This window comes from Neobacillus ginsengisoli (assembly GCF_030813055.1).
Genome location: NZ_JAUSTW010000003.1, coordinates 521,294 through 546,280, shown reverse-complemented (window position 1 = coordinate 546,280; position 24,987 = coordinate 521,294). Strand labels below are relative to the sequence as shown.

The 24,987-nt window shown below is 40.5% G+C and carries 19 protein-coding genes, 1 pseudogene and 1 riboswitch; of the genes and pseudogenes, 13 read left to right on the top strand and 7 right to left on the bottom strand.

The genetic code is table 11. The annotated features are described in order from the left end of the window. Positions 1 to 67 precede the first annotated feature (67 nt). Entirely contained in the window at positions 68 to 1,507 is a 1,440-nt protein-coding gene (locus J2S10_RS11685) for a sensor domain-containing diguanylate cyclase (RefSeq protein ID WP_307407838.1), read from the bottom strand. Between the two features lie 335 nt (positions 1,508 to 1,842). Further along, positions 1,843 to 2,421 carry an HAD-IA family hydrolase gene (locus J2S10_RS11680; RefSeq protein WP_307407836.1) on the bottom strand — a complete coding sequence of 193 codons (579 nt, stop codon included), beginning with the start codon at positions 2,419 to 2,421 and terminating at the stop codon, positions 1,843 to 1,845. A gap of 227 nt (positions 2,422 to 2,648) precedes the next feature. Here J2S10_RS11680 and J2S10_RS11675 point away from each other — a divergent pair, with 227 nt between their 5' ends. The 3 genes from J2S10_RS11675 to J2S10_RS11665 all read left to right on the top strand — a co-directional run bounded on the left by J2S10_RS11675 (position 2,649) and on the right by J2S10_RS11665 (position 5,877). After that, the gene (locus J2S10_RS11675; RefSeq protein WP_307407834.1) at positions 2,649 to 4,592 is read left to right on the top strand and encodes a bifunctional 2',3'-cyclic-nucleotide 2'-phosphodiesterase/3'-nucleotidase; all 1,944 of its coding nucleotides are present in this window, start codon (positions 2,649 to 2,651) and stop codon (positions 4,590 to 4,592) included. A 182-nt stretch (positions 4,593 to 4,774) separates the two neighbouring features. Next, positions 4,775 to 4,954, top strand: coding sequence for a hypothetical protein (locus tag J2S10_RS11670; protein WP_307407832.1), 180 nt, complete (start codon positions 4,775 to 4,777; stop codon positions 4,952 to 4,954). Further along, positions 4,927 to 5,877, top strand: a complete 951-nt coding sequence (locus tag J2S10_RS11665) for a 5-oxoprolinase subunit C family protein (RefSeq protein ID WP_307408133.1) — start codon at positions 4,927 to 4,929, stop codon at positions 5,875 to 5,877. Before J2S10_RS11670 ends, J2S10_RS11665 begins: the two co-directional genes overlap by 28 nt. 88 nt (positions 5,878 to 5,965) lie before the next feature. On the opposite strand, the gene J2S10_RS11660 is transcribed toward J2S10_RS11665, so the two are convergent. Continuing rightward, positions 5,966 to 6,880 carry a DMT family transporter gene (locus J2S10_RS11660; RefSeq protein WP_307407830.1) on the bottom strand — a complete coding sequence of 305 codons (915 nt, stop codon included), beginning with the start codon at positions 6,878 to 6,880 and terminating at the stop codon, positions 5,966 to 5,968. 562 nt (positions 6,881 to 7,442) lie between these two features. On the opposite strand from J2S10_RS11660, the gene J2S10_RS11655 reads away from it, so the two are divergent. Together J2S10_RS11655 and J2S10_RS11650 are read left to right on the top strand one after the other, a co-directional pair. Continuing rightward, positions 7,443 to 10,190, top strand: coding sequence for a bifunctional YncE family protein/alkaline phosphatase family protein (locus J2S10_RS11655; RefSeq protein WP_307407828.1), 2,748 nt, complete (start codon positions 7,443 to 7,445; stop codon positions 10,188 to 10,190). A 207-nt stretch (positions 10,191 to 10,397) separates the two neighbouring features. Continuing rightward, positions 10,398 to 13,490: an efflux RND transporter permease subunit gene (locus J2S10_RS11650; protein ID WP_307407826.1), complete on the top strand. Its 3,093-nt coding sequence runs from the start codon at positions 10,398 to 10,400 to the stop codon at positions 13,488 to 13,490. Between the two features lie 133 nt (positions 13,491 to 13,623). On the opposite strand, the gene J2S10_RS11645 is transcribed toward J2S10_RS11650, so the two are convergent. Beyond that, positions 13,624 to 14,151 carry an NUDIX hydrolase gene (locus J2S10_RS11645; RefSeq protein ID WP_307407824.1) on the bottom strand — a complete coding sequence of 176 codons (528 nt, stop codon included), beginning with the start codon at positions 14,149 to 14,151 and terminating at the stop codon, positions 13,624 to 13,626. A gap of 212 nt (positions 14,152 to 14,363) precedes the next feature. Then, positions 14,364 to 14,450: riboswitch (cyclic di-GMP riboswitch) on the top strand. A 71-nt stretch (positions 14,451 to 14,521) separates the two neighbouring features. Between J2S10_RS11645 and J2S10_RS11640 the strand changes: the two genes are divergently transcribed. The 7 genes from J2S10_RS11640 (at position 14,522) to J2S10_RS11610 (ending at position 21,049) form a co-directional block, all read left to right on the top strand. Then, entirely contained in the window at positions 14,522 to 15,244 is a 723-nt protein-coding gene (locus tag J2S10_RS11640) for an EAL domain-containing protein (protein ID WP_307407822.1), read from the top strand. 733 nt (positions 15,245 to 15,977) lie between these two features. After that, a complete protein-coding gene (locus tag J2S10_RS11635; RefSeq protein ID WP_307407821.1) occupies positions 15,978 to 16,391 on the top strand; it encodes a hypothetical protein in 414 nt (137 codons plus the stop codon). Positions 16,392 to 16,393: 2 nt separating this feature from the next. After that, positions 16,394 to 17,035 carry a PspA/IM30 family protein gene (locus J2S10_RS11630; protein ID WP_307407819.1) on the top strand — a complete coding sequence of 214 codons (642 nt, stop codon included), beginning with the start codon at positions 16,394 to 16,396 and terminating at the stop codon, positions 17,033 to 17,035. A 251-nt stretch (positions 17,036 to 17,286) separates the two neighbouring features. After that, complete coding sequence (locus J2S10_RS11625) at positions 17,287 to 17,937, top strand: M50 family metallopeptidase (protein ID WP_307407817.1); 651 nt, start codon at positions 17,287 to 17,289, stop codon at positions 17,935 to 17,937. 57 nt (positions 17,938 to 17,994) lie between these two features. Beyond that, on the top strand, positions 17,995 to 18,669 hold the full coding sequence (locus tag J2S10_RS11620; protein WP_307407812.1) for a response regulator transcription factor: 675 nt from the start codon (positions 17,995 to 17,997) through the stop codon (positions 18,667 to 18,669). After that, positions 18,659 to 20,056 (top strand): sensor histidine kinase, encoded by a 1,398-nt coding sequence (locus J2S10_RS11615; RefSeq protein WP_307407810.1) that lies wholly within the window; start codon positions 18,659 to 18,661, stop codon positions 20,054 to 20,056. Before J2S10_RS11620 ends, J2S10_RS11615 begins: the two co-directional genes overlap by 11 nt. Before the next feature lie 153 nt (positions 20,057 to 20,209). Next, positions 20,210 to 21,049, top strand: a complete 840-nt coding sequence (locus tag J2S10_RS11610; RefSeq protein ID WP_307407808.1) for a DUF421 domain-containing protein — start codon at positions 20,210 to 20,212, stop codon at positions 21,047 to 21,049. 177 nt (positions 21,050 to 21,226) lie between these two features. Here J2S10_RS11610 and J2S10_RS11605 read toward each other — a convergent pair whose 3' ends face one another. Both J2S10_RS11605 and J2S10_RS11600 read right to left on the bottom strand, forming a co-directional pair. After that, positions 21,227 to 22,105, bottom strand: coding sequence for a Cof-type HAD-IIB family hydrolase (locus J2S10_RS11605; RefSeq protein WP_307407807.1), 879 nt, complete (start codon positions 22,103 to 22,105; stop codon positions 21,227 to 21,229). Position 22,106: 1 nt separating this feature from the next. Next, positions 22,107 to 22,886 (bottom strand): DeoR/GlpR family DNA-binding transcription regulator, encoded by a 780-nt coding sequence (locus J2S10_RS11600; protein WP_307407805.1) that lies wholly within the window; start codon positions 22,884 to 22,886, stop codon positions 22,107 to 22,109. A gap of 250 nt (positions 22,887 to 23,136) precedes the next feature. On the opposite strand from J2S10_RS11600, the gene J2S10_RS11595 reads away from it, so the two are divergent. Beyond that, entirely contained in the window at positions 23,137 to 24,294 is a 1,158-nt protein-coding gene (locus J2S10_RS11595) for a cation:proton antiporter (RefSeq protein ID WP_307407803.1), read from the top strand. A 69-nt stretch (positions 24,295 to 24,363) separates the two neighbouring features. Here the strand turns inward: J2S10_RS11595 and J2S10_RS11590 are convergent. Further along, positions 24,364 to 24,919: pseudogene (locus J2S10_RS11590) on the bottom strand (SLC13 family permease); the annotation flags it as partial. Positions 24,920 to 24,987: the final 68 nt, after the last annotated feature.

The following is a 24,987-nucleotide window of genomic DNA, read 5'->3' as shown; positions in this document are numbered from 1 at the left end:
GCACGCATGACGATTTACTGTCATGCGTGCTTCTTTTGTGAGTAGGGTCAGGTTTTTCCTTGCTTATTTATTGATAACGTGCTGTTTTTTGAAGGAACTTTTCCTTATACATTTCTTTGTCAGCCATTTCCAGAAGTTGTTCCACAGTCATATCGGAGCCGGTTTTATAGTGGTAAAAACCATGGCTGGCAGAGATCGGATATGGCTTTTGGTTCGTATCATTGATGTCCTGAAATTCACGTTTGATGTTGTTCCACAGCTGCTGCGCGACTTGCATTTGCTTTTTGTGGAAAATTATCACAAATTCATCTCCGCCCAGACGAAATAAAACGTCATTGGGAGCAAGATGTCGGCTGATTGTTTCGCAGCATGTCTTGATCAGATCATCTCCTATAGAATGACCGTAACAATCATTTACCATTTTTAAGTTGTTTATGTCGATATAGCAAATAATAAATTCTTGCGAACTGGAGCTGCTAGATAGTTTCTCGCGAAGCAATTCCATCCCGCTTCGTCTATTCATCACACCTGTGAGGATATCGATAGAAGCATGTTTATAAAGCTCTTCTTCATTTTTCTTGAAATCTGTAATGTCAGTGGCGCCAATCAGAATACAGGTGTCATCCAAGTAATCAACCCATTCGAAACTTAACATTGTCCATTTGCACATCTCTGGTGTGATTTGCTGCTCGGTGACATAGTTTCTGATGCTTTCCTGTTTTTTTAGCCTTTTTATGATGTCCAGTCTTTCTTGGAGGTCTTTAAACAAGAACCCAGCATCCATTTGAGCCAAGTCTTTATTTTGAAGATGATAGTATTCAACTGCATGTCTATTCATTAGCAAAATTTTATTATTATTCGGTTTTATAAGGATTAAGGGATTGGGATTCATGTTAAATAAGCTTCGAAAACTCTCCTCATTCCTTCTTAGTTTCAATTTGTTGATAAAATCATTTTTACGAGATGTATAGAATGATAGTGAAATCGTACAAGAAATCACGGCAGTTCCTGTTGAGTTAATCATTTTTGACAAAAACGAGAAGTGGTCATGGTCCATTAGGAATAAACCTATCAGGAAGAAAAGATGTACCCCCGAGACTAGGAAAGAAAAGGTCCTTGGCCGGACCGGGAAGATGACGGCTACCCCCATTAAAATAATGATATAGGCATATATATTCCCTGTGAATAACTGACTGTTAATAGAAGTGACTGCTCCAATCATTAAATAAAGGAGGATATAGCAATGAATGATGAGACCTTGGGATATATTTTTGGATAAATGATAGATCCCGATAAAAATAAGCGAGATTACAAGTCCTGTTATGTGGACTGCAGAAAGTATAAATTTAAAGGTAGGCTTACTTAGGTTATTAAATAGGAAAAAATCAACAATGAAAAAACAGGGATAAGAGAAAATAAGCATATAAGAAACGAGCTTTACCCGCTCAAATAAAATGTTATTGTTATAGCTCATAAATTCTGTAGCGGTGGTAATGAAAGACCTCAATTGAATCGAATCCTTTTTTATCCATTTATTTTGAATATTTTATCATGCCTATCGGTGCCTGTCACCGTTCGTGGACACTTCGGCAGTTTTGTCTCTGTACAGTGGACAGTCGGTTATATGAGTTATTTCTGGGGTAAGCAAAAAAAGATCCGGCAATATGCCGGATCAACAATAAAATATATTAAAAAGGGGGTTGTATGAAAAAGATCATGTCCGTTTCATGTATTTATCTTACCCTGAAAAAATGAAAAAACTATGAATAAATCATTAAGGTTATTTTAAATGAACAATTTTATAGGAATCATTTACGACACAATAGTGCCCTTCGCCCATCACTATTCAGATTTAGTATTAAGCACTACAGGTAAAAAATCTACATAGGAATCTATATAATAATCCGCTTCAATGTTTCTGTTTTGAAAGGCAACCGTTTTAATATTTAACTGTCTGGCCGGAATTAAATCTAATTCGCGGTCTCCGACAACGAGATCTATGTTGTAATTTTCCAATACATGTTTATAAGAGGAGATATGAGGCTTTCTTATGAATCCATCCTCTTCGACTGAAACAATCTCTGTAAAGTATTTTTTTAATTGGAATTTTTCCAGAAGGGCTGCTGTGGATTCCCTTTCCCGGTGTGTAACTATAATGTTGTTATCAACAGACGATAAAACATCCTCTAAATAATCAAAAGGCCTGCTTGTCGTTTTTGCATAATAATTATATAACCTTTGATATTCTTCTCTTTTATTCTCATCAACTCCATAATGTTTAAATGCTGTTTTCGAGTCAATTTTAAGCCATTTCAACACTTCTCTTTTATCAAGCTCTTTTTTGCTTAATTGGACAAAGCCCTCTACAAGCGACGGGTACGTGTCAAAAAGAGTCCCATCGAAATCCCATAATATATTCATAAAAATCCCTCTTTTCAAATTAGAACTTCCCTATTATATAAAGCGTATTTATTGCAAAAATCAACAAATTAGCCTTTTATAGCTATCCACGTTAATTACCATCGCTTCGCTTTTTTACACTTGCATTTTTATAAAATTTTCCATTGAAAGAGTCATATTCCGGATAAATCATACAAATACTACCTTCGTTTATATGATTTTTTTTACAAAAAAGGGAGGATTATCAGTTGTTAAAATCGTTAAATGTTCTTCTCGTTATATTATTCGTGATTGTAGGACAGCTCGTTCCTACACTCGCCACTGCAGCAAAGGCGGATCGCACGGTTCGGTTACGCTTGCTGGAAACCACCGATTTGCATATGTTCTTAGCTAATTATGATTATTATCAGACAAAACAGGACGACAAAGTCGGTTTGGTGAAAACAGCCACCCTCATCAAACAAGCACGGGATGAAGTGAAAAATTCAATGCTGTTTGATAATGGTGACGAGATCCAAGGTAATCCGTTAGGCGATTATGTTGCCAAAGTGAAAGGCTTAAAGAAGGGCGAAGTGCAGCCTATTTACCGTGCGTTTAATTTGTTAGGATACGACGCAACCACGGTCGGTAACCATGAATTTAATTACGGTTTAGACTTTTTAAACGAAACACTTAATGATGCGAAAATGCCTGTGGTCAATGCCAATGTGTATAAGGCCGGAACAGAAAAGCCCTATTTTGAACCCTATGTTATTTTAAAGAAAACAGTAGTGGATGACCGTGGGAAAAAGCATACCATCAAAGTAGGAGTCATTGGTTTTGTTACGCCGCAAATCATGGAATGGGATAAAGGAAATTTGGAAGGAAAAGTGGAGACGAAATCGATTGTCGAGTCAGCGAAAAAATATGTTCCGATTATGAAAAAGAAAGGCGCCGATATCATTGTTGCCCTTGCCCACACAGGAATAAGCGCAGAGCCTTATCAGCCCGGAATGGAGAATGCAGCCTACTATTTGACTCAAGTAAACGGTATTGATGCCGTATTTACCGGCCATCAGCATAACACCTTCCCAGGTCCGGTTTATCAGAATTTACCGAATGTGAATCTTGAGCAAGGAACAATCAATGGGAAACCCGTTGTAATGGCGGGGGCATTTGGCAGTCATCTTGGATTGATTGACCTGCAATTACAGAAGCACCGCGGAAAATGGAATGTAGTCACAGGTAAGGGGGCTTTAAGACCGATTGTAGATGCAACCGGAAAATCAATCGTCCAAACCGATAATAAGTTAATGAACGCCATTTTACCGGAGCACGAAGCAACCATTAAATACGTAAGTCAACCTGTCGGTGAAACGACAGCACCTATTTTTAGCTATTTTGCGCTCGTACAGGATGATCCTTCTGTACAAATTGTGAATAATGCGCAAGGCGCATATTTAATGGAAAAACTAAAAGACCCTGCCTACAGTAAGTATGCAGGCATACCTGTTCTCTCAGCGGCAGCGCCATTTAAAGCAGGCGGACGGATGGGTCCGGATTATTATACTGACATTCCTGCGGGAACATTGGCGATAAAAAACGTCGCGGATTTGTATTTGTACCCGAATACCCTTCAGGCAAAACTGATTAATGGGGCACAGCTTAAAGACTGGCTGGAAATGAGTGCCGTGCAATTTAATCAAATTGATCCCGCGAAAAGCGGTGAGCAGCCGTTAATTAACCTTGATTTTCCATCGTTTAATTTTGATGTGATTGACGGAGTACAGTATCAAATTGATGTGACAAAGCCGGCAAAATTTGACCCGAATGGGAAGATTATTAACTCCGATTCCAGTCGAATTGTTAACCTAACTTATCTGAGTAAACCTGTAACAGCAGACCAAAAGTTTATCGTCGCAACCAATAACTACCGTGCTTCAAGTACCACGTTCCCTGGAGTTAGTCAGGGTGAGGTCATTTTAAAAGCACCGGATGAAAACCGTCAAATCATCACGAACTATATTCAAACGAACAAAACGATTAATCCATCAGCCGACCAAAACTGGTCACTGGCAAAATTCAAAGGTGCAGCAACCGCTGTATTTGACTCATCACCAAAAGCGCAGCCATACGCTGAGAAGTCCCAAAACCTGAAGTATATTGGACCGTCCGTCGGGGGATTTGCGAAATATTCGATAGATTTAAAATAGTGCCTGTCACCCTTCGTGGACATTTCGATTAAAGTGTCCACGTGAGAAGGACATATAGCTAGTTTTCCGAATGAAAGACCTTCGATTGCAGAAGGTCTTTTTGTCTATCGCGGGATTTGAGTTATGAAAATAGTTTAAAAATTTTGTATAATTAGCGTAAGTAATCCTATCAGGTGAGGTAGATGAAATATATGGGTATTGAAATCGTCCCCTTTGGAGATGTCGCCATTCGCGTTTCTTTCGGAAATGAAATAAACGAAAAAATTCATCGGCAAATACAGCAATTTTTACGTAATCTTGATGATGAAAAGATGCAACATCATCTGTTGAGCCGATTGTTTGTACGATTCCTGTTTATTTAAAACCTGGGCTGCAAACAACCGTACAAGACCTGGGAAGAAACGGATTTCAGCAATATGGGATCAGTCCGTCAGGGGCAATGGATCCGTATTCCTTACAAATTGCCAATCTGCTGGTTGGAAACCGTTCAGGTGAAGCGGCCCTGGAAGCTGTTCTTATTGGACCTAGTCTTGAAGCTTTAGATAGCGTATCGATTGCGATTTGCGGCGGAAATCTATCTCCCCGTATTGACGGGCAGGATGTCCCTCTCTGGAAAAGCAGGGTGATAAAAAAAGGTCAGGTGCTTTCTTTTGGTCCTTGTAAGGAAGGCGGCAGAGCGTATATTAGCATGGCTGGCGGAATAAATGTACCACTTGTATTAAACAGTAAATCAACATTTGTAAATGGGAAATTTGGCGGTTATGAAGGCAGGGCGCTAAAAGCGGGCGATATTCTGCACGGAGCCCCGTTTACGGTGATGAACCGATTCGTACATCCTGACCTTGTCCCGAAGTATAATCAGAAGTTAACAGTGAGAGTGATTTTAGGACCTCATTTAGAAAAATTTACCGAGGCGACCATTGGAACATTTTTGACGAAAGAGTATACGGTGTCCCCACAGTCAAACCGTATGGGGTATCAATTAATCGGTCCAACATTAGAACATAGTAACAGTGCAGATATTATCTCCGATGCAATACCACTCGGTGGAATCCAAGTACCGGCTAGCGGACAACCGATTATTTTAATGGCTGAACGTCAAACAACCGGCGGTTATACAAGAATCGGCACAGTCATTTCTGCAGACATCCCGCTCCTTGCGCAGGCCCTTCCGGGTACTCTCATTATGTTTAAAGAAGTAGGGCTTACGGAAGCGCAGGATTTGTTGAAACAGATGAATAGGGAACTGAAATGGTTGGAGACGGGGGCACGTGTCTGTCGGTAGGATGGAAGTAAAATAAAAGGAAAACGGGAAAACACTTTCTATATAAGTGATCTCGTTTTCCTTTTATTATGGTAAATAAGGACTCATTCTAATTGTATGTTCCATTTTTTACCGCTTTTTTAAGCGAAATCGGTTTTTGCTGCTGAATCAAAAAGAAGAAGACCCCGAGAAGGACGAGTAAGCCTCCGGCAATTTGTGAACTTACGAGTTGTTCTCCCAGTAAAAAGAAAGCCAAGGAAGTTGCTCCTACTGGTTCTCCTAAAATACTCATCGAAATCGTCGTAGCATTTACATAGTTTAAGAGCCAGTTATTAATTACGTGACTCATTGTCGGAACAATGGCTAATAACAGGAAGATTCCCCATTCAGGGGCTTTATATCCGCTAAAATCAACACCTGCACCGACGTTATAGATTACCAAAACAATCGAAGCTATTAAAAATACACTAAAGCTGTAAATCCAATGCGATACTTTTTTCACAATGCTTTGGCCGATTAGTAAGTAGCCCACTACAGCAATGACACTAAAAAAAGAAAGAAAATCACCTAAAATGGCTTCTTTGCTTAACCCGACATCTCCCCAACCAATCATGACCGCTCCTACAATAGCAATTCCCATCGTCAACAATGCGGCTGCGGATGATCGTTCTTTAAATAGAAAAAATCCGCCTATTAACGATACAATCGGCTGCAGGGCAAGGATGATGGTTGAACTGGCTACCGTTGTTAGCTTCAAAGACCCGAACCACAGGGCAAAATGCAAAGCTAAAAACATGCCGGAAAAAATTAAAAAGAACCAATCTTTTTTTCTAATTTTCTTAAATTCCTCCCGGTTTTTCCATACAATCGGCACCATGAGGATACTGGCAAATATCATCCGATACATACTCAAAATGGAGGCCGGTGCAGCAGACCATTTCACAAAGATAGCTGAAAACGATATGGCAATAATCGAAATGACTAACGGCAAAGCGATAGATCTTGAATTGTCTCCCTGTTTCATTTTATCCCCCTGTAAAAGTTACTACCTCTAATCTTACTACAAGTTTTGGTGCCAGGCACCATCCGTGAATTGGAAATAATTCTCCGTCAATCATCGACATAATATTTTCTGCTTTATTAAAAATCCTTTTGTGAAGAGGATGGTGTCCTTTTTAAGTTAAGAAGGAACCTGGTCTAAGAATGTAGGAAAATGTTTTTTTAGGTGGATTATTGGAATCGAATAGAATTTCCCGGACAATAGTCGACATTCTTCTTTTAATTTTCGAAGGGAAAATTATTTATCTAAAGGTCTCGTTGTAGATTTAATCAAATAAACCAGTGAATCTAGTCGAAGAATGGATTGCAGGGGGAGTAAATTCCCGTTGAATTCGTTTTTTGCCGGGTAATTTTACCTGGAGTCCCTTAGTCAATCAACAATTCAAGTGCCTTTCTACCCGCTTGAGTAAATGTTCCATAATTTTACAAACACTTAATACTTCTTTACACTACCGAAATGATGGATTAATAAATTCTAAGTATCCTAGATTTGTAGCAGTACAAACAAATTGATAGGAGTGGTAATTTTGTTAAAGAAATTTAGAAAGAAGAAAAAGCTTATTGCCGGACTTACTCTAAGTACTTTCCTTCTTGGTTCTGCAGGCGTTTACGCTGCACAAGATGGTCCCTTTGGAAGCAATCTTGTTGGAAAACAAGCTGATGGTTCTGTTCAAACTCCTGTTAACCAGCTGATTACACCCGCTGGGAAACAAATTGAATTTGGCGGGAACCCGATTTCTGTGGCAGTAAATCCAAATGGTAAAACTGCCGTGACCATAGTTGGTCGAAGTGATTACGGTGGAAAAGGAATCAATGTCGTTGATCTTGCAACGGGAAAATTGACTACCCAAAATTTTTCACTAGGTCTTTCCCATATGTGGGGCTTAGCTTATTCAAAGGATGGAAGTCAGCTTTATGCAACGGGTTCATCAGGCACAACAGGTAAAGTTGTGGTAATGTCCATCAATCCGGACGGAACTCCTGTGATTCAAAAGAGCATTAGCCTTCCAAAAGCAACAGTTGGAGGAAATATTAATCCGCTTGATATCACAGTTACACCGCAAGGCAAACTGCTAGTTGCCCTAAACCGTGATAACAGCCTTGGAGTAATTGACCCGCAAACAGGTGCATTAACCAAAGTTGCAGTTGAAAATGCCCCAACAAGCGTTTTAGTTGATGGCAATACTGCATACGTTACAAACCAAGGCGGCAGAATAGCTAAGGCAGGAGACACGACTGTTGACTCTTCTGGTACTAAAGTTGTCGTAGATCCTAAAACAGGTGCCACTACAACAGGAACTGTGTCAGTTGTTGACCTTGCTACGAACACTGTTACAAAAACGATTGAAGTTGGTGTACAGCCTGAACGGATGACACAGTCAGGTCAGTACATATTCGTAACCAACACGAACAGTGACACCGTTTCTGTTATCGACACGAAGACAAATAACGTAGTTCAAACAATTGATATTAAACCATACCCGAATGCTCAAAAGGGATCTGCACCAAACGCAGTGAAAGTTGTAGATAACAAGTTAATGGTCAGCCTTGGCCGTGATAATGCGATTGCCGTATATGACTGGCAAGGCCCTGATAAGACTCCTGAACTACAAGGACTTTTACCGACAGCATGGTTCCCAGTTGATATCGCAGTGGATTCTGCTAATAAAAATCTAGTTGTTGCGAATGCGGATGGAATTGGTTCACGCGGAGACGCACGTGATCTAACGATTCAAGGTATTACAGTACATGGCCACTCTTCTTATGCACAAGAAGGATCGCTTTCATTGATCCCATTCCCAACTGCTGAGGATCTTGTAAAGGGCACAAAGCAGGTATATGCTGACAATAACTGGTACGGCTTAAAAGATCTAAACGCTAAGCCGCGTGAAAATAAGAAACCTGTTGCTATGCCTGAACGAGTGGGCGAGCCTTCAACGATTAAGCACGTATTCTATATTATCAAAGAAAACAGAACGTATGACCAAGTACTTGGTGACCTTGGAAAAGGAAACGGCGAACCGGCTTTAACGCAGTTCCCGCAACAAGTAACTCCAAACTTGCATAAACTTGCATCTACCTTCCCGCTTTTAGACAACGTTTATACTTCAGGCATCCAGTCAGCAAGCGGACACCAATGGGTTATGCAAGGAACCAATACAGACTATGAAGATAAAGAAACAGATACAGCGAATGTAAAAAGCTACCCGGGCGGGGCAGGGGACGCAATGGCCTATGCACCTACAGGCCACTTATGGGATCAAGCAGCAAAATATAATAAATCTGTTGAGAACTTCGGGGAAGATACGACTGGCTTCACCGGTCCGGAACCATACGGAAATTGGATAGACTGGTGGAAAGATTACCAAATCCTTTCCGGCGGGCAGCAAGGTAGCCTTCATGTACCGGTAGGCGACTATTCGGCAACCTATGATATTCCGTCACTTGGGCCGATCACATACAAGCCTTTCCCAACGTTTGACACGAATATCCCAGATCAGTACCGTTTTGAAATTTTCAAGCAACAATTTGAAAAACACGTGAAAAATAATGACTTACCGGCATTAAACACAATGTGGGTAATGGATGACCACACAGCTGGAAATTCAACAAACAATCCAACACCGCAAGCAATGGTTGCCGACAATGACTTGGCTGTAGGTAAAATTGTTGACTTGATTTCTCACAGCCCATATTGGAAAGACTCGGCTATTTTTGTCACAGAAGATGATGCTCAAAATGGATTAGACCACGTTGACGGCCATCGTGAGCCTGCATATGTTATCAGTCCTTGGGTGAAAAAAGGAATTACGGATAGCCATTATTGGACAGTTATCAACATGGTTCGCAGTATTGAACAAATTCTCGGACTTCCTGCTATGAATCAAAACGATGCAGCAGCAGAGCCGATGAGTGAGCTCTTTACAGATAAGCCGGACTTCACGCCATACAACTTTGTACCAAATCAAATTCCGCTTGACACGTTAAATGGCCAACCGGGTTCCAACACGGCAGCACTTGCCAACACAACAAATGTAACACCTGAAGCACAGGATCTTTCGAAAAAGTGGACGGAATGGTCCAACAAACACAAGGATGAATTTTCCGGGAAGCACGCTTCACCGGATGCAGTCAATGCCAACATGCTGAACCACTCTGTTTGGTACGCTACAAAAGGTTTTGATAAACCTTATCCAGGTGAGAAAAAGGCCCTTACTCCAGATGAAGTACAGCAACAACCTGAAAGCAGTGCTCCGTCTCCTGCTGACAATTAATTTATTTTACAAAGTCAGATATGCAATGCGTGGATACGATTGCAAGAGGCTGGTAAGGTAAATAAAAATAGCTACCCCATAAAGGTAGCTATTTTTATTAAGTATGGAGATCTTCAGGGCCTCTGTTTGCCATTGGGTTACGTAAATCATTAGTTTTTCATAAGAGGGGGAGCGATTTCGGGCTTAACAAGGCCCGAATACAATGACATGAAACGAATAATAGATGAAACGATGAAACGTGCCATTTTGATTGTAACCTTGATCGTCCTAATTCTCGTATGGGGTGGAATGTCAGCACTGCAAATTCAACGGGATTACCTGCCTGAAATTAATAATCCAACCCTAATGGTCACTGTTCGTGCCGAAAATTTCCAAGCGGATCAAATCAAAAAGGAGATTACAGAACCGATTCAACAGGCTGTACGGGTAGTAGACGGCCTTCAAGATGTAGAGACGAACTCATTTAATGGCGGTTCATTGGTAAGTCTTAATTTTTCGATGAATTATGATATGGAGAAGGCGGAGGAACAGGTATCGAAAGCCTTAGAGGGAATCCAACTGCCGACTGGTATTGATAAACCTTTGGTAACTAGACTTAGTACACATTCCTTACCGATTATGAGAATTAGTCTGATGAGTTCTTCTGACAATCTAACGGAGAATACGCTTCGAACGGCGATTCAAGAAGATGTTGTCAACCGGTTGAAAACAGTCCCCGGTGTAAAAGATGTACGGGTATCCGGTGGCGGAACGGCGGGATATGCCGTTAACATTCGAATGAACGATCTAAACAAATCAGGATTAACGGTAACTGATGTAAAGCAGTCACTTGAAGAGAACTATACAACCGGAGTAGAAGGAAAGGTGACAAACAACCGGATTTCGATTCCGCTCCAAGTTTCGGGCTGGGGGTTAAATCAACAGGATTTAATGCAGTTGCCCATACATGACCGTGATGGAAAAACAGTCCCGCTTTCGAAAGTAGCTGACATATCAAATTCTATTGTCAACCTGGAGACGGTTTCAAGAACGAACGGAGAGCCAAGTGTCCTTTTAGATGTTTTAAAAACTCCTTCAACCAATATAACGGATGTTTCCGATCGAATTAAGAGTAGTATAAAGGATATTCCTGCTTTGAAAAATAAGGATATCAAACTATCGATCCTTTTTGATCAAGGTCAGCAGGTCAATGCGTCATTAAAAGGTCTTATAAAAGAGGGCTTATTAGGCTGCTTATTTTCGATGGTCTGCGTTTTTCTTTTTTTCCGAAAAGTCCGTTCTACCTTATTAATCGCTATTTCACTGCCGATTTGTCTTTTGGCGACAACCGGTTTATTAAAAATAATGGGAATCAGCCTTAATATTCTTACCGTTTCAGGGCTTATCGTGGCGATGGGCCGAGTGGTCGATGACTCGATCGTCATTCTGGATAATATGAACCGAAAAGTGCATGCGGCAAAAGGGATCAACAGCGTTCATTTACTAACACAGGCCGTGTCGGAAATGATTCCTGCGATCGTATCTTCTACCGCAACGACTGTTGCCGTTTATGTTCCGATTGCCCTTGTTGGCGGGATGGTCAGTTCGGCCTTTTCGGGATTTGCATGGTCAGTTGTGATTGCACTTATCCTTTCCCTATTTGTTTCGATCTTAGTTGTACCGGTTCTTTACAATCTATTTTGGAAGGGAAAACCGGTTGCCGTCGGTGATAATTTAGAACCATTTGCCCATAAAATTTTTACCTGGGTGTTTGCACGTAAGCGGAAAGTGGTAATTGCCTTTTTAGCTTTATTTTTGTTAGCTTCTGTTGGCGCAGCCCTTCTTCCGGTTAATTTTTTACCAACGAGCAATAACACCGGTCAAATCGGTGTTCAAGTGGAAATGCCGCAGACTTCTTCATTAACCGAAGTGGACGCAGAAGTGCAGAGATTGGAAGCATTAATGAAAACAAATCCTAAAGTGGATTCATTTTCATCAGGACTGGGTTCCTCCTTTACGCCGCAATCGGATGATGTTTTTGATACGGGAGGAGGATGGATTCAGAAACCGAATATTGCTAATTTGTCTGTTACTGTTAAGAAGGGGACAGATGTAGCTGCTTTTATTCCTGAATTGCAGAAGCAATTAAATTCATTGTCAAGCAAGGCTGTCTATACAGTTTCAAATGCAAGTATTGCTGGCGATGATACGCAATTGAAGATCAATCTTACGGGAGCTGATAGTCAGACGCTGGAATCGATGGCGCAAACGGTTCGCAATCAGCTGAAGCTGGTGCCTGGACTGGCTGTGCAGGGGACGGCGGATGATGGGGATCATACAACCCAGTATCAGATCACACTAAATCGGAAGGCCATCGAAAATAACGGTATTAAGCTTGATTATGTTTTAAATCGGATTCAGCAATATACCGCAGACGGAACAAAAGGGTTCATTTCCATTAACCAAAATACATTTCCCATTGTTATTCACTCCGATATACAAAAAGGTACCTCTAAAGATATTTTTTCTTTAATGGGCGGAGAGACCTTTGTGAATAAGGATGGGCAAAAGGTGACTTTGGATCAGCTTGCTTTGCTAATGCCATCGGGTTCTTCGATGATTCAAGAGAAGGATGGGCATCCGTATGCTGTCATAACAGCCAATATCATTTCAAGTGATATCGGAAAGGTGACGAACCAAGTTAAAACGGCATTGGGGAAAATCCCGTTACCGGAGGGTGTAAAGTACTCCTTCGCCGGTGCCCCTCAGCAAGTGTATGAAATGATTTATGAAATGGCGATTGCGTTATTCTTTTCTTTATTGCTGGTGCTCTTAATTATTAGTGCCGTTTTTCGCGGATGGAAAGCGCCGCTATCGGTGTTGGTTTGCATTCCATTAGCATTCATCGGGTCAGTCATTGGAATGTTTATCTTCGGAAAGGAATGGAATCTTGCGGCCTTCGTCGGACTTATGATGCTAACGGGGATTGTGGTGACGAACGGAATTGTCCTCGTTGATAAAATTGAAAGAAACTTGGCAAGCGGGATGAAAGCGGAAGAGGCCATATTAAAAGGGACGCTTTCTCGCGTACGGCCGATTCTGACGACTGCGTTCACAACCATTTTAACCTTGCTGCCTCTTGCTCTTTCGTCACGGACAGATACGGTCATCTCCCAAACTCTCGGGATCGTGGTGGTAGGAGGGCTCATCAGTTCAACCTTTATTAGCTTATTTCTGATTCCTATTTGTTATAGCCGGATGCATCGAACGCGTAAAGATTCTTCATTAGAGAAAGTTAGAGGGGAACGTGTAGCCCTTTAGATGGTATTGTTAATCAAATGTTTAATTAATAAGGGAAAAGCGGGAAATAAGTCGAAATTTTCCAGAAGTTAAAACAAAACACCCCTGTCTCCGATCGGTGATTTGAGACGGGGGTGTTTGTAATTTTGTATTGCTAATCAGTTATGAATTTATATCGTAGAATTGCTGCAAGTCCTGCGCCATGCTTGAAGTCACCTTTTTTGATCAAGGTCTTCAATTCTTCCATGCTGATTTTATGTAATTCAATTTGTTCGCTGCTTTCTAAATTTTGTTCGGCAGCCGTTAATCCGGCAGCGGCAAACAAAAAGATTTCCTCACTGGTGGAGCCCGGTGAAGGATAAAAGCTTCCTAAATCTAACCACTGATCTGCTTTAAACCCTGTTTCTTCCTCCAGCTCTTTCTTGGCGGTTTCAATTGGCGGGGTGCCATCTATGTCAATCATTCCGGCAGGCAGCTCCCATTCCCAGCTTTTAATGGCATGACGGTATTGCTTTAAACATACAATTTCGTGATCCTCCGTAATCGGCAGAATACAAACACCTTTCGCAAAATCCAAATAAGAAAAGGTCTTTTCCTCCCCATTCGGAAGTATCACCTCATCAATCGTGACCCCAAAGCGATCGATACTCTTCTTCACAGAACTATTTATCTTCCAAACCATAACATTCACCTCATCACTATGTTAACAGAAAAAATGGTGACAGGCACCGTCGGTGGACAAGGGGGTATGAGTGTCCGTGTGGAAAGGACATTGAGGAATATTAAAGTTTAGAATTTTCTTTCTAAATTTTAAGTAGGTGTTACTAAAGTTGGTGGTACCAATTTTTGTTTTGTGATAATCTATTCGAGTGTCTAAATAACTATAATTTCATATAAACGAAATGGCAAACTAGTTGAAAGATTAGGACGCAAAGCTGCGAGTCTAAGGCATTCACATGCTATGATAGACGAGATACCGAAGGAATAAGGATAAAGATGTTCCTATTATTCGGGTGCATTCTTTTTTATTTTGGGAGGAATTATCACCTATTATGTCCATTCAGCAGGTAATTGAAAATGAAGATTTTTACCACGTTTTTCAGCCGATTTTTGAGATCAATAACTGGAGTAAAATAGGCTATGAGGTTCTATTAAGAACTAGCTTTTCCGCCAATCCCGAAATCGCCTTTCAGGAGGCAAAAAGAGAGAAGCGGCTCTTTGAATTAGATTCGCTTTCCATGCAAAAAGCGGTCCGAAGCTATTTTTCGGAAGGACCCCAAACGGATGGTTATTTGTTTATAAATGTATTCCCATCATCGATCGTACATCCCGATTTCCTATCTGTTTTAAAGACGATTTTGACGGAGAAAAGCCTTCATAGTCATCAGGAAAACACTAAAATTGTTCTTGAAATTGCAGAATCGGAAATTATCTCAGATACTCATTTTGAAGCCTTTAAGGAAAAAATTGCTCAGATCAAAGAGCATGGAATCCTCATTGCAATAGATGATATTGGCAAAGGATATAATGCCTTGCAACTATTAATTGAAATAGCTCCGAACTTTTTAAAATTAGATCGCTATTTTGCTAAAGATTTGTGTCAATCGAAACAAAAACAAACAATGATCGACTTACTGATTAAATATTGCGATCAATATAACTGCAAGCTAATCTTAGAAGGCATCGAAAAGGATGTCGAGCTGGCGGCAGCCAAATATATTGGAGTCCGTTTTACCCAGGGATATCTGCTGGGAAGACCTGGGGTGTTGGAGTAGATGGTGACATTCATTCTGAAAATATAGCAAAAGCCCATCTTGTTGATGGGCTTTGTAATTCAAAAATGATTCTCCATGAACCGATGCTTTTTGATAGTGTGATTGCAGGGAACGGACAATTTCAATTGCTAGTTTATTGGTGATGCCTTCAACTATTACACGGTAGGGCCAATCCAGTGGCTTGGGTGACACATCTACATATTTAGGATCCGCTGTCCGATATTTTCCATCATGGCACTTCACCATACGAGTACCGTATACCAATAGCTCGTCCGTAATGATAAATTTATCTCCTTTCTGAGATTCTCCCCCTTTAATATCCAAATGCTGACTATTATAAAACCATAAATGATCTATTTTACCGTTAGATTTTTTAATAGATCCACCTTCTTCGAAAACGTCGGCCAATCAATTTAGTTAGATGGCTCGTACTTTGAAATATCAACAATATAGCCCATTTAGAATCACTCCCATAAATAATGTATGACCTTTAAATCGATGTGGTGACAGGCACCGTTCGTGGACACTTGGGTGAGTTTGTCCGTATAGAGAGGACAGGTGTTTTGAATTCCCAACTCCCAACACCCCCCGCCCTTCACTTTCTATATAGGGAGGATGGTGGGTAATGGACATGGTGTGAAAAAATAGTTTTACTAGTATTAGTTTTCACCAAGTTTTCACCATTCTCTATTAAACTTCAATTCATCAAGTAATGAAAGGAGGAAAGATAGAGATGAATACTCGAGTAAAGTTAGGTATTTTCTGGGGAGCGATTGTCGCTGCTATCATTGTTGGAATTAATTTTTTCCGGCATCTTTTAGGAGGGCATCGCGACTTTTACGGGGGACCTAATGGATTTCGCTCGGAAGGATGGGGGCGCCGAGGCGGCTTTAGACAACAGCAGTTTATGAACGGCCCGCATCACGGAGGAGATTTCCATTTGTTCGGTCCATTACTATTCCTCATTATCGGACTGGCTGTTCTGGTTCTCTTAGTGAGATGGCTTAGAAGGAAGGCAAAGGCTTCCTCGATGGAGCGGTTTATTGAAACACCTTTAATGAGTTCACATACACCTGTCATTAACCATAATGCACGTATTTTAGATCAGTGGGAAAAAAATTTAACGAATGAAAAGGAGATTGAATAAAAATGGGTATTTTTAAACGAATTAAAACGATTACGATGGCGGAAATTAATGGATTGCTGGATGGTATCGAGGATCCAATTGCGATGTTGAATGAGTATTCGAGAGAAATGGAGCAGGAGATTGCAAAGGGTCAGAAAGCCTTGGCCAGCCAGATTTTTGTGGAGAAAAAACAAGCTGCGCTCATTTTGGAAACAGAAGCATTGGTAGCGAAGAGAGTTCGTCAGGCAAAATTGGCCATTGAACGGGGCGAGGATGATATCGCGAAATTGGCGGTTCAAGAAAAACTTGTCAATCAAAAGCAGCTAAGCCTTTACAAGGAACAGCTTGGAGCCATTAAAGGACAAACTCAGATTCTGATTGAAAAATTGAATCAACTGAAAGAAACGTATAATGAAATGCAGCATAAGAAAATCCTTTTAGCTTCCCGGGCAAATGTTGCCCAGTCTATTAAACAGATTCAGAAAGCAACTTTCAGTTTTCAAACAGAAAATATCGCGAGAGGGGTTGCCAGGGCGGAGGAGCGGATTTTATTGATGGAAGCGCAGGTCCAGGCCGGCAGTCAGTTTTCCAATCCAAAGCTTGAGCACCAGGATTTTGTGAACGATGAAGAATTGGAAAAGGAAATTGAAAAATTGAAAAATTGAAAAATGAGAAGGAAAAGGTAATCTAGTTAGAGGCAGGAAAATAGACGCGCAAGTAGGAAAGGAAGCACCCCCGAGAGATTGGTTAGGTGCTTCTTTTTCTTTATAGCGGGGGTGATTTTTCTCATTCCGTGAATTCTAGGGGGGATTCCGCCAACTTTTTCAGTAATCCCGCGAACTTTTGCCGTGAATCCGTGAAGTTCACAATTATTCATATTTGTGGGTTTTATACAAAAAAAGAATGGAGCTTAAACGTGAATTCTACTATCCTTATCCTGATTTATCTGGCAGCAGCATTGCTCGTAACCGGGATTCCTTTTTTAAGGGTATACCTATCTCTCTGTTACACACTGCTTTACGAGGTAATCTGTGTGTTATTTTTAAAAGGAGGCTTCGGCGAAAAAATTAAATTGCAAAGGGATGGCTCTTGGCAGGCAGCAAACCATGCACAATCCCGCTTCAGAAAAGCCCTAATCGCCTATGCGGGGTATACGGGAACCTCGTTAACGGCAATCGGGTTATTTTATTTAGTATCAAAAGGTCACTACGATAGCATCATTTATTTCTTTATCAGTTTACTGGTTCTATCATTGCTGCTATGGATTCGTAATTTTTTTGGCTTTATCTGGGCACTCTCCTTTGTTTCCTTACTTGCAGTGCCGATTTACTTCAGGTATGAACTGGCGATTATGCATATCAGTATTTTCCTGGCATCTCTCATTCTGATTCAATCGGTTTTAAATTCTTTCCAATTGTGCCGGCAAAGCTTTATGCGTCGGAAAAACCCCGCGAGGACGGCTGTTCTTGCTCAAGGAGCATTGATTCCGGCGGTGGTATGGGGAATAGTTTTGCTAAGTCAGTCTCTCTTTACCGGCTATTTTATTTTTAAAAATATCTTAAGTTAACTCCGGTATAATTCGGGCAGTTGCGGAAAATCTCGGATTTTAAAGGAGTTTAAACCCATGAATATTTTATTAGCTGAAGATGATTCACAGCTTGGTGAATTGATTGTTTATATGTTAAAAAAGAAGGGAGATTACAAGGTTGAGTGGGTGATGGAAGGGGAAGATGCTTTCTATTATGCCACCTCCACACACTATGATGTGTTAATCCTGGATTGGATGATGCCGAACGGGACGGGGGTCGAGGTCTGCCGCCGCTTACGAAAACAAGGTTACGCGGGTGCAATTCTGATGTTAACGGCAAAAGACACAGTAGAGGATCGGATTGAGGGGCTGGATGCCGGAGCGGATGATTATCTTGTCAAACCGTTTGAAATTGGCGAACTTTTAGCGCGGCTGCGCGCTCTTTCCCGCCGAAACTATGCGCCGATTTTTGAAGAGGAAATTGAGATTGATGGATTGGTTCTAAATCGGATGAGCCACGAGGTTCGTTTAGGAAGGGCAGAAGTCCAGTTAAGTCCCCGTGAATTTCAGCTTTTGGATTTATTGGTGCAAAATAAAGGACAAGTGCTGCAGCGTGAGGTTATTCTTGAGCGAATCTGGGGCTTTGATTCGGAGGTAGCACTGAAAACCATTGATGCCACAGTCAAATTGATTCGAAAGAAGTTAGACATCGTGGGAAAACAAAATTTGCTTCAAAGTATCAGGGGGGTGGGCTACAAGGTTGAACACTAAGCTTCTTTCATTCTTTCGGGCAGTAACCAACCGTAGTGAGAAGGATGTTTTTAAGAGCACACAAGGGCGGCTGACTCGGATGTACAGCGGACTGCTGATGCTTTTTCTCATCCTTTTTATTGTGATTGTCTATTCTGTCCTCTATGTGATTATCCTTAAGAATCAGGAGCATGAACTGGATTCATTAGTGAACCAGGAAGCAAGCTTCATTGAGAATTATTTAATGAAAAATGAACAAAGGGATCTGCACGGAATTCAAAATCAAGAGATTGTGTTTGCCGGGGTCAATCAATATTTTTATTATGTTGTCAATGCGAATGGAGAATTGATCTTGGGCAATGAAGCGGATCGTCGCTTGCGTCCGGATTTGCTGAACCTTGTGAAGAGCAGTTTCCAAAATGAAATTCGCAAGGTAACACTGCATGTGGAAAGCAATCTCGGAGGAAGGGGCAACAAGGGGGAATTTCATCCGCATGAGGATGCTCATGATATTCGGCTAATGGTTGCGAGCCATTCGATTTACAATAATGGTCAATTCATTGGACAGTTGTATATCGGAAAAGATATCTCATTTGCTTATCAGCTATTCCATTTGCTCCTCATGATTCTTGTAGCGTTAGGCATTGTATTTTTCGGTGTTGCTACCTTCATGAGTGTGGTCATGTCCAAAAGAGCGATGATCCCGATAAGCGGAGCATTTTCGAGGCAGCGGGAATTTGTTGCAGATGCCTCACATGAATTACGGACACCATTAAGTGTGTTGTTATCTTCGATTGATGCGATGGAAATGACGATCGAACCGGTGAAAGAGGAGGAGGGGGATTTTGTTGGGAGGCTGCTTTCGAATATGAGGCAGGAAGTGAAGCGGATGACGAATTTGGTTAGCGACCTCTTGACACTGGCTCGTTCCGATTCGAATACCATCGAAACGAAAACGGAATCGTTCGACTTCCGCGCACAAGCGGATAAAGCGATGGAGTCTGTCAATCCGCTGGCAGCTTCCAAGCAAATTTCTTTGAACCTGCAGGCACCGGCCACACTGATGGCAACGGGAGACCCGCAACGATTATCACAGCTATTATATATATTATTAGACAATGCGATTAAATACACACCAAACGGAGGGGAAGTCCAGCTTTCGCTTTCAGAAGAAGCACGTCAGCTGTGCATTAAAGTTCAGGACACTGGTATCGGAATCAAACAAGAGGATCAAAACCATATTTTCGAACGCTTCTATCGTGCAGACAAATCCCGTTCCCGGCAAATGGGCGGCCACGGCCTGGGACTCTCCATCGCAAAGTGGATTGTCGACACCCATGGCGGAACCATTCAATTGAGTAGCGAAGTGGGGAAAGGGAGTACGTTTGTGATACGGATTCCACAGTGAACACGGTGCCTGTCACCCTTTGTGGACAAAATGGATTTTTGTCCATCTGAGGAGGACAAAAACAACGCTTCGTGTGTTCCATATAAATGCGTATCTTTGGGTATAATAAGCCAACCAATAGTTTAGTTTTGATTTTTAAAGGGAGAAAAAGTGATGCCAGATTCTGTAGAAATCATCTTTAGAACGTTTACAGCTTTCTTATTATTATGGATTTTTGTACTTCTTCTGGGCAAACAGACGATAGCCCATAAAACTTATCACCTTTACATTGCTTCGATTACAATGGGTACTATTGCAGGAAATTTAACATTTAATATTAAAATTAAGTTCCTGTATTTTATTCTTGCACTCTTTATTATGGGTGGAGTTGTATTCATCTTGAATAACCTTGCTTTTAGAAATCAGCGCTATAGGAAATGGATAGCTGGAGAACCTACTACCTTAATAAAAAAAGGACAAATCTTGGAAGAATCGATGCAGAAGATTGGATATACAATAGATTCTCTTCAGCAGGCATTGAGGGGAAAGGATATCTTCAATATTGAGGAAGTTGAGTGTGCGATTTTAGAGGTAAATGGAACCGTGTCTGTATTAAAAAAGACTGAATACCAAAATACAACGAAACAGGATATAAATGTAGTCCCCAAAAGCATGGTTCCGGCTACTATTACAGATAATAAATCTGTTGATGGAATGATAATTGGAAAACTGACACAGGATGAAACAAAAGCTTTTATTGAATTAGAGGCAATAGATACAGCGATTAATAAAATGAATATTTCAGTTTCTAATGTTGCTGATTTTGACGCTTTTCTCACTCGTTTTCAGCAAATAGAACAAAAGAGAAAAGCAGTTTTGACCCCTATCTACAAAAGATTAAAAATACCACAAGAATGGGAATTAAGAACGGACTATTCATCTGGTGATATTTATGTAATAAACATTGATAAATCGTTTAGTGAAGCGAATGAAAAGCTAGATGATGAACCTTGAGCCATGCAGAAAGTGTATTCATAATCACCAAAAAAAATGAGTGTTCTTAACTGAACACTCAAAGAAGAATAACTCAACTATTCTTTTATATCTGCTTATTTATTGCTCAAACTCAGATTGTCACGCCGCAATTGCGTTACGCCAATGAGAATTTAAGTACCGTGATTTAAAAAAAAATCACAATGCAAGTTGACGGGTACCATGTGTTAATGAATAAATGAAATGAGCAACTCCGTCCTCGACATTCGAAAGGGTCACTTCCTGACAGCAATCTTTAATTTCCTTTTGGGCATTTCCCATTGCTGCACTTCTTCCGGCAATTCTTAGCATCGATAAATCGTTGAAGCTGTCGCCAACAGCAGCTGTATCGGCTAAGTTGATCTTCAGCTCGTTGGCAAGAATTTCTAAGGCAATTCCTTTTGAGGCATTTTTGTGCTCTAATTCAAAATTATGTTTAGCAGATGTAACAAGCGTTACATCCTTCATACCTTCAAAATTTGCCCAGCCTTTCCTTTGCTTTTCTTCATCAAATGAAAAGGCAAGGATATTATAAAAATCCACATCAGCCTCTAAAAGGTCTTTGTAAGAGTTGATAAAAGAAAATCCTGTTTGGCTGAATTGCTTTTCAGCTGCGTATTTCAATTGATCGATGCTTACTTTCGGGTTCGCACTTTTCACTCTGTCCATTTCGATTGTTAAAAGCTCCCGGCCATGCAGCGGCGTCAATATGGAATGATTGCTAAACACTTCATAATAGTAGTCTTCTTTTTCAAGCCAGCTTAGAATGTTTAAGGCATCCGGCCGATTGATAGGTACAGAGTGAAACAATTCGCCATTTGGCTGGTGGATAGTCGCTCCATTCGCCCCAATAATCCAGGTTTTCATATCGATATTTTTAAAAATGGTCTGAACATCAAAATGGGCACGTCCTGTCGCGATCACGACTTCAACACCCTTGGATTGAGCAAATTTGATGGCTTCCAAATTCCCTTTGCTTACTTGGTTTTCTTCATTCAGCAACGTACCATCCAAATCGACAGCAATCAATTTTACCATTTTAATCCTCTCCCTCGTTTTCCTGCTCTGCTGTTAAGAGCTCTACATTGTTTTTTCTTAACAAATCGATGAACGCTTTCGGAGGCGTTTTATCGGTAATTAATAGATCAATATCTTTTAGATCAGCAAAACGGAAAAAATCAGTGATGCCTAACTTTGTATGGTCTGCCAAAACAATCACTTGCTTCGCCTGCCGGATCATTTTTCGTTTAACCGTGCCATCCTCCTCATGGGCAATCGTTAATCCTCTTTCAGATATACCAACTACACCGATAAAAGCTTTATCTACATGGTATTCCGAGAGTTTTTCGACTACAGATGAACCGTATAAAAAGCGGTGCTCTTTTTGCAGTTTCCCGCCTAAGAGCTGGATATTCACGTCCTGTTTGGAGGATAATACTTCAGCCAGGTTGATGGAATTAGTAATAACGGTACAATCCGTGTTTTCGATTTGTTCCGCACAGGATTGAACGGTTGTTGAGGCATCCAATATCACCCTGTCGCCGGGATAGATTAAAGAGGCAGCTTTTTTTCCAATTATCCTTTTTTCTTCAGATACCGTTTTCAGGCGATGAGAATAGTTTTTTACTTCATTATGAACGGATGGAAGAATAGCCCCGCCACGAGTCCGCACAATCGATTTTTCTTCTTCGAGCCTGACAAGATCCCGTCTGGCTGTATCTCTTGAAACATCAAAGAGTGAACAAATTTGTTCAACAGAAATCCTGTTATTCCTTTTAAGGAATTCCAAAATAGCTACTAATCTTTCCTCTTGATACAAGGAATAACACCAACTTTTTTAAGTATTTGTAAGTTTATTATACAATATATTTACGTATTTGCAATTATTTATAAGTAATTTCAAGTAAATTAATAAAAGCACGTAGGATTATGATAAAATATATTTAATAAAATACTGAGCGTACTTGGAGGAGCCTGTCACCAAGGGATTATTATGTCCTTTGGTAACAGGCTCTTTTTGTATTTTTTTAAAAATAAATCTCATTATAATAACGAAAGGCGGTAATGAATTGTTATTACTACAACTAGCGATTATCTTAATTTCATCCAAAATAGCCGGAAGCCTTAGCGTAAGATTAGGGCAGCCGTCCGTGCTTGGCAAACTCTTGATTGGAATTCTCCTTGGTCCATCGGTTTTAGGGGTAGTCAACGAGACAAAAACATTAGCTGAATTCAGTCAAATCGGGGTTATCCTATTAATGTTCATTGCCGGATTGGAAACGGATGTGGATGAATTCAAACGAACGGGGAAGGCGTCTACCTTTGTTGGTTTTGGAGGCATAATTGTTCCGCTTGTTTTAGGGTATTTTGCGGGCAGCATTTTTCATTTTTCTATGATGCAATCCTGGTTTTTGGGGCTATTGCTTTCTGCAACAAGTGTCAGTATCTCCGTCCAAGCACTTAAAGAGATGAATCAGTTAAAAACTCCTGAAGGCGCTACTATTTTAGGTGCTGCAGTAATTGATGATGTGGTCGTCATTATTGCACTGGCGTTTTTAATGAGCTTTGCAGGCGGAGAGGTTAATTTAACTGCAGTTATTTTAAAAAAGGTATTATTTTTCGCCGGAGCTATTCTTGTTGGCTGGAAAGCAGTCCCTTGGTTCTTGAAAAAATTTGCCTTGTTAAAAGTAACGGAAACTGTCATTTCGTCCGCTCTCATTATTTGTTTTGTATATGCTTACTTAGCAGAATACACAGGTGTTGCAGCGATCATTGGAGCTTATATTGCGGGTGTGGCAATAAGTGTAACGGACTACAAGCACGAGGTTTTTGAGAAGGTTGAAACGATTAGTTATTCCATTTTTGTTCCGATATTTTTTACTTCTATTGGAATAACGGCGGAGTTTACCGGTATTTCACAAAATTTAGGGCTTATCGCTCTCTTTAGTATTTTAGCTATTCTTACGAAATTAATTGGTGCTGCGATTGGTGCAAAAGCTGCCGGATTTGGTTGGAACAGCTCATTGGGGATAGGTTCTGCCATGATTTCCCGCGGTGAAGTAGCATTAATTATTGCCTCGATTGGTTTAGAATCAAAGCTATTAAGTCAAACTATGTTTGCTGTAATGGTGGTGGTGGTTCTTGTAACTACCATTGTTACGCCTCCCTTGATGAAGTTGTTTTTTAAAGCCAAAACGCAAAAGGAAACAAGGGATACTAGAAACTAGTATTCCCTTTTTACAATTACCTTACGATTGCTGATGGTTATTTTTTTGCGTTGGTTCTGAAGTGGTGTTTTAAAAGAAATGTAGGATTTTCATAACAATATAATAAACCATAGATAAAAATGCCAAACTTGAAAAATTGTATAGGCTAAACCGAATTAGGTATTTTTTACTTTTCGTAGGATTCCTTTTAATAAACAGCTTATAGGAGATGACGCTGGCCAGCGAAGCAATGATTGTACCAAGTCCGCCTAAAAAATAAAAGAATTATTCCGAGCACTGCTAAGAAAATGACTGTCGAAAAAAAATGCATCGGCTTAATTCCATAATACGTATATATGAACAAATTTTGCGGATTCCCTATCGGTGTTAAACTGCTGCCGACATTAGCAGCAATTGTTTGAAGGATAATGGTATCCAACATGCTTGTTTCTGTTATTTTACTTATAATAAGTGTCAATGGTACAAAGGTAATTAATGTGGCATCATTCGTTACCAGCATGGAGCTAAAAAAGCATAATAAAATCAGGATCGTCGAAACGCTTTTGCTGGAATTGCATTTATTTAAAATAGTAATCGCTAACTTATCCAAAAGCTTCAGTTCTTCGAGGGCCTTTATTGCCAACATCTTGTGTCATTAGGTTCAGCCTTGGAAGTAGCCGGCGGACTTCAAGTGCTTGGAGGAAACAGGAAATA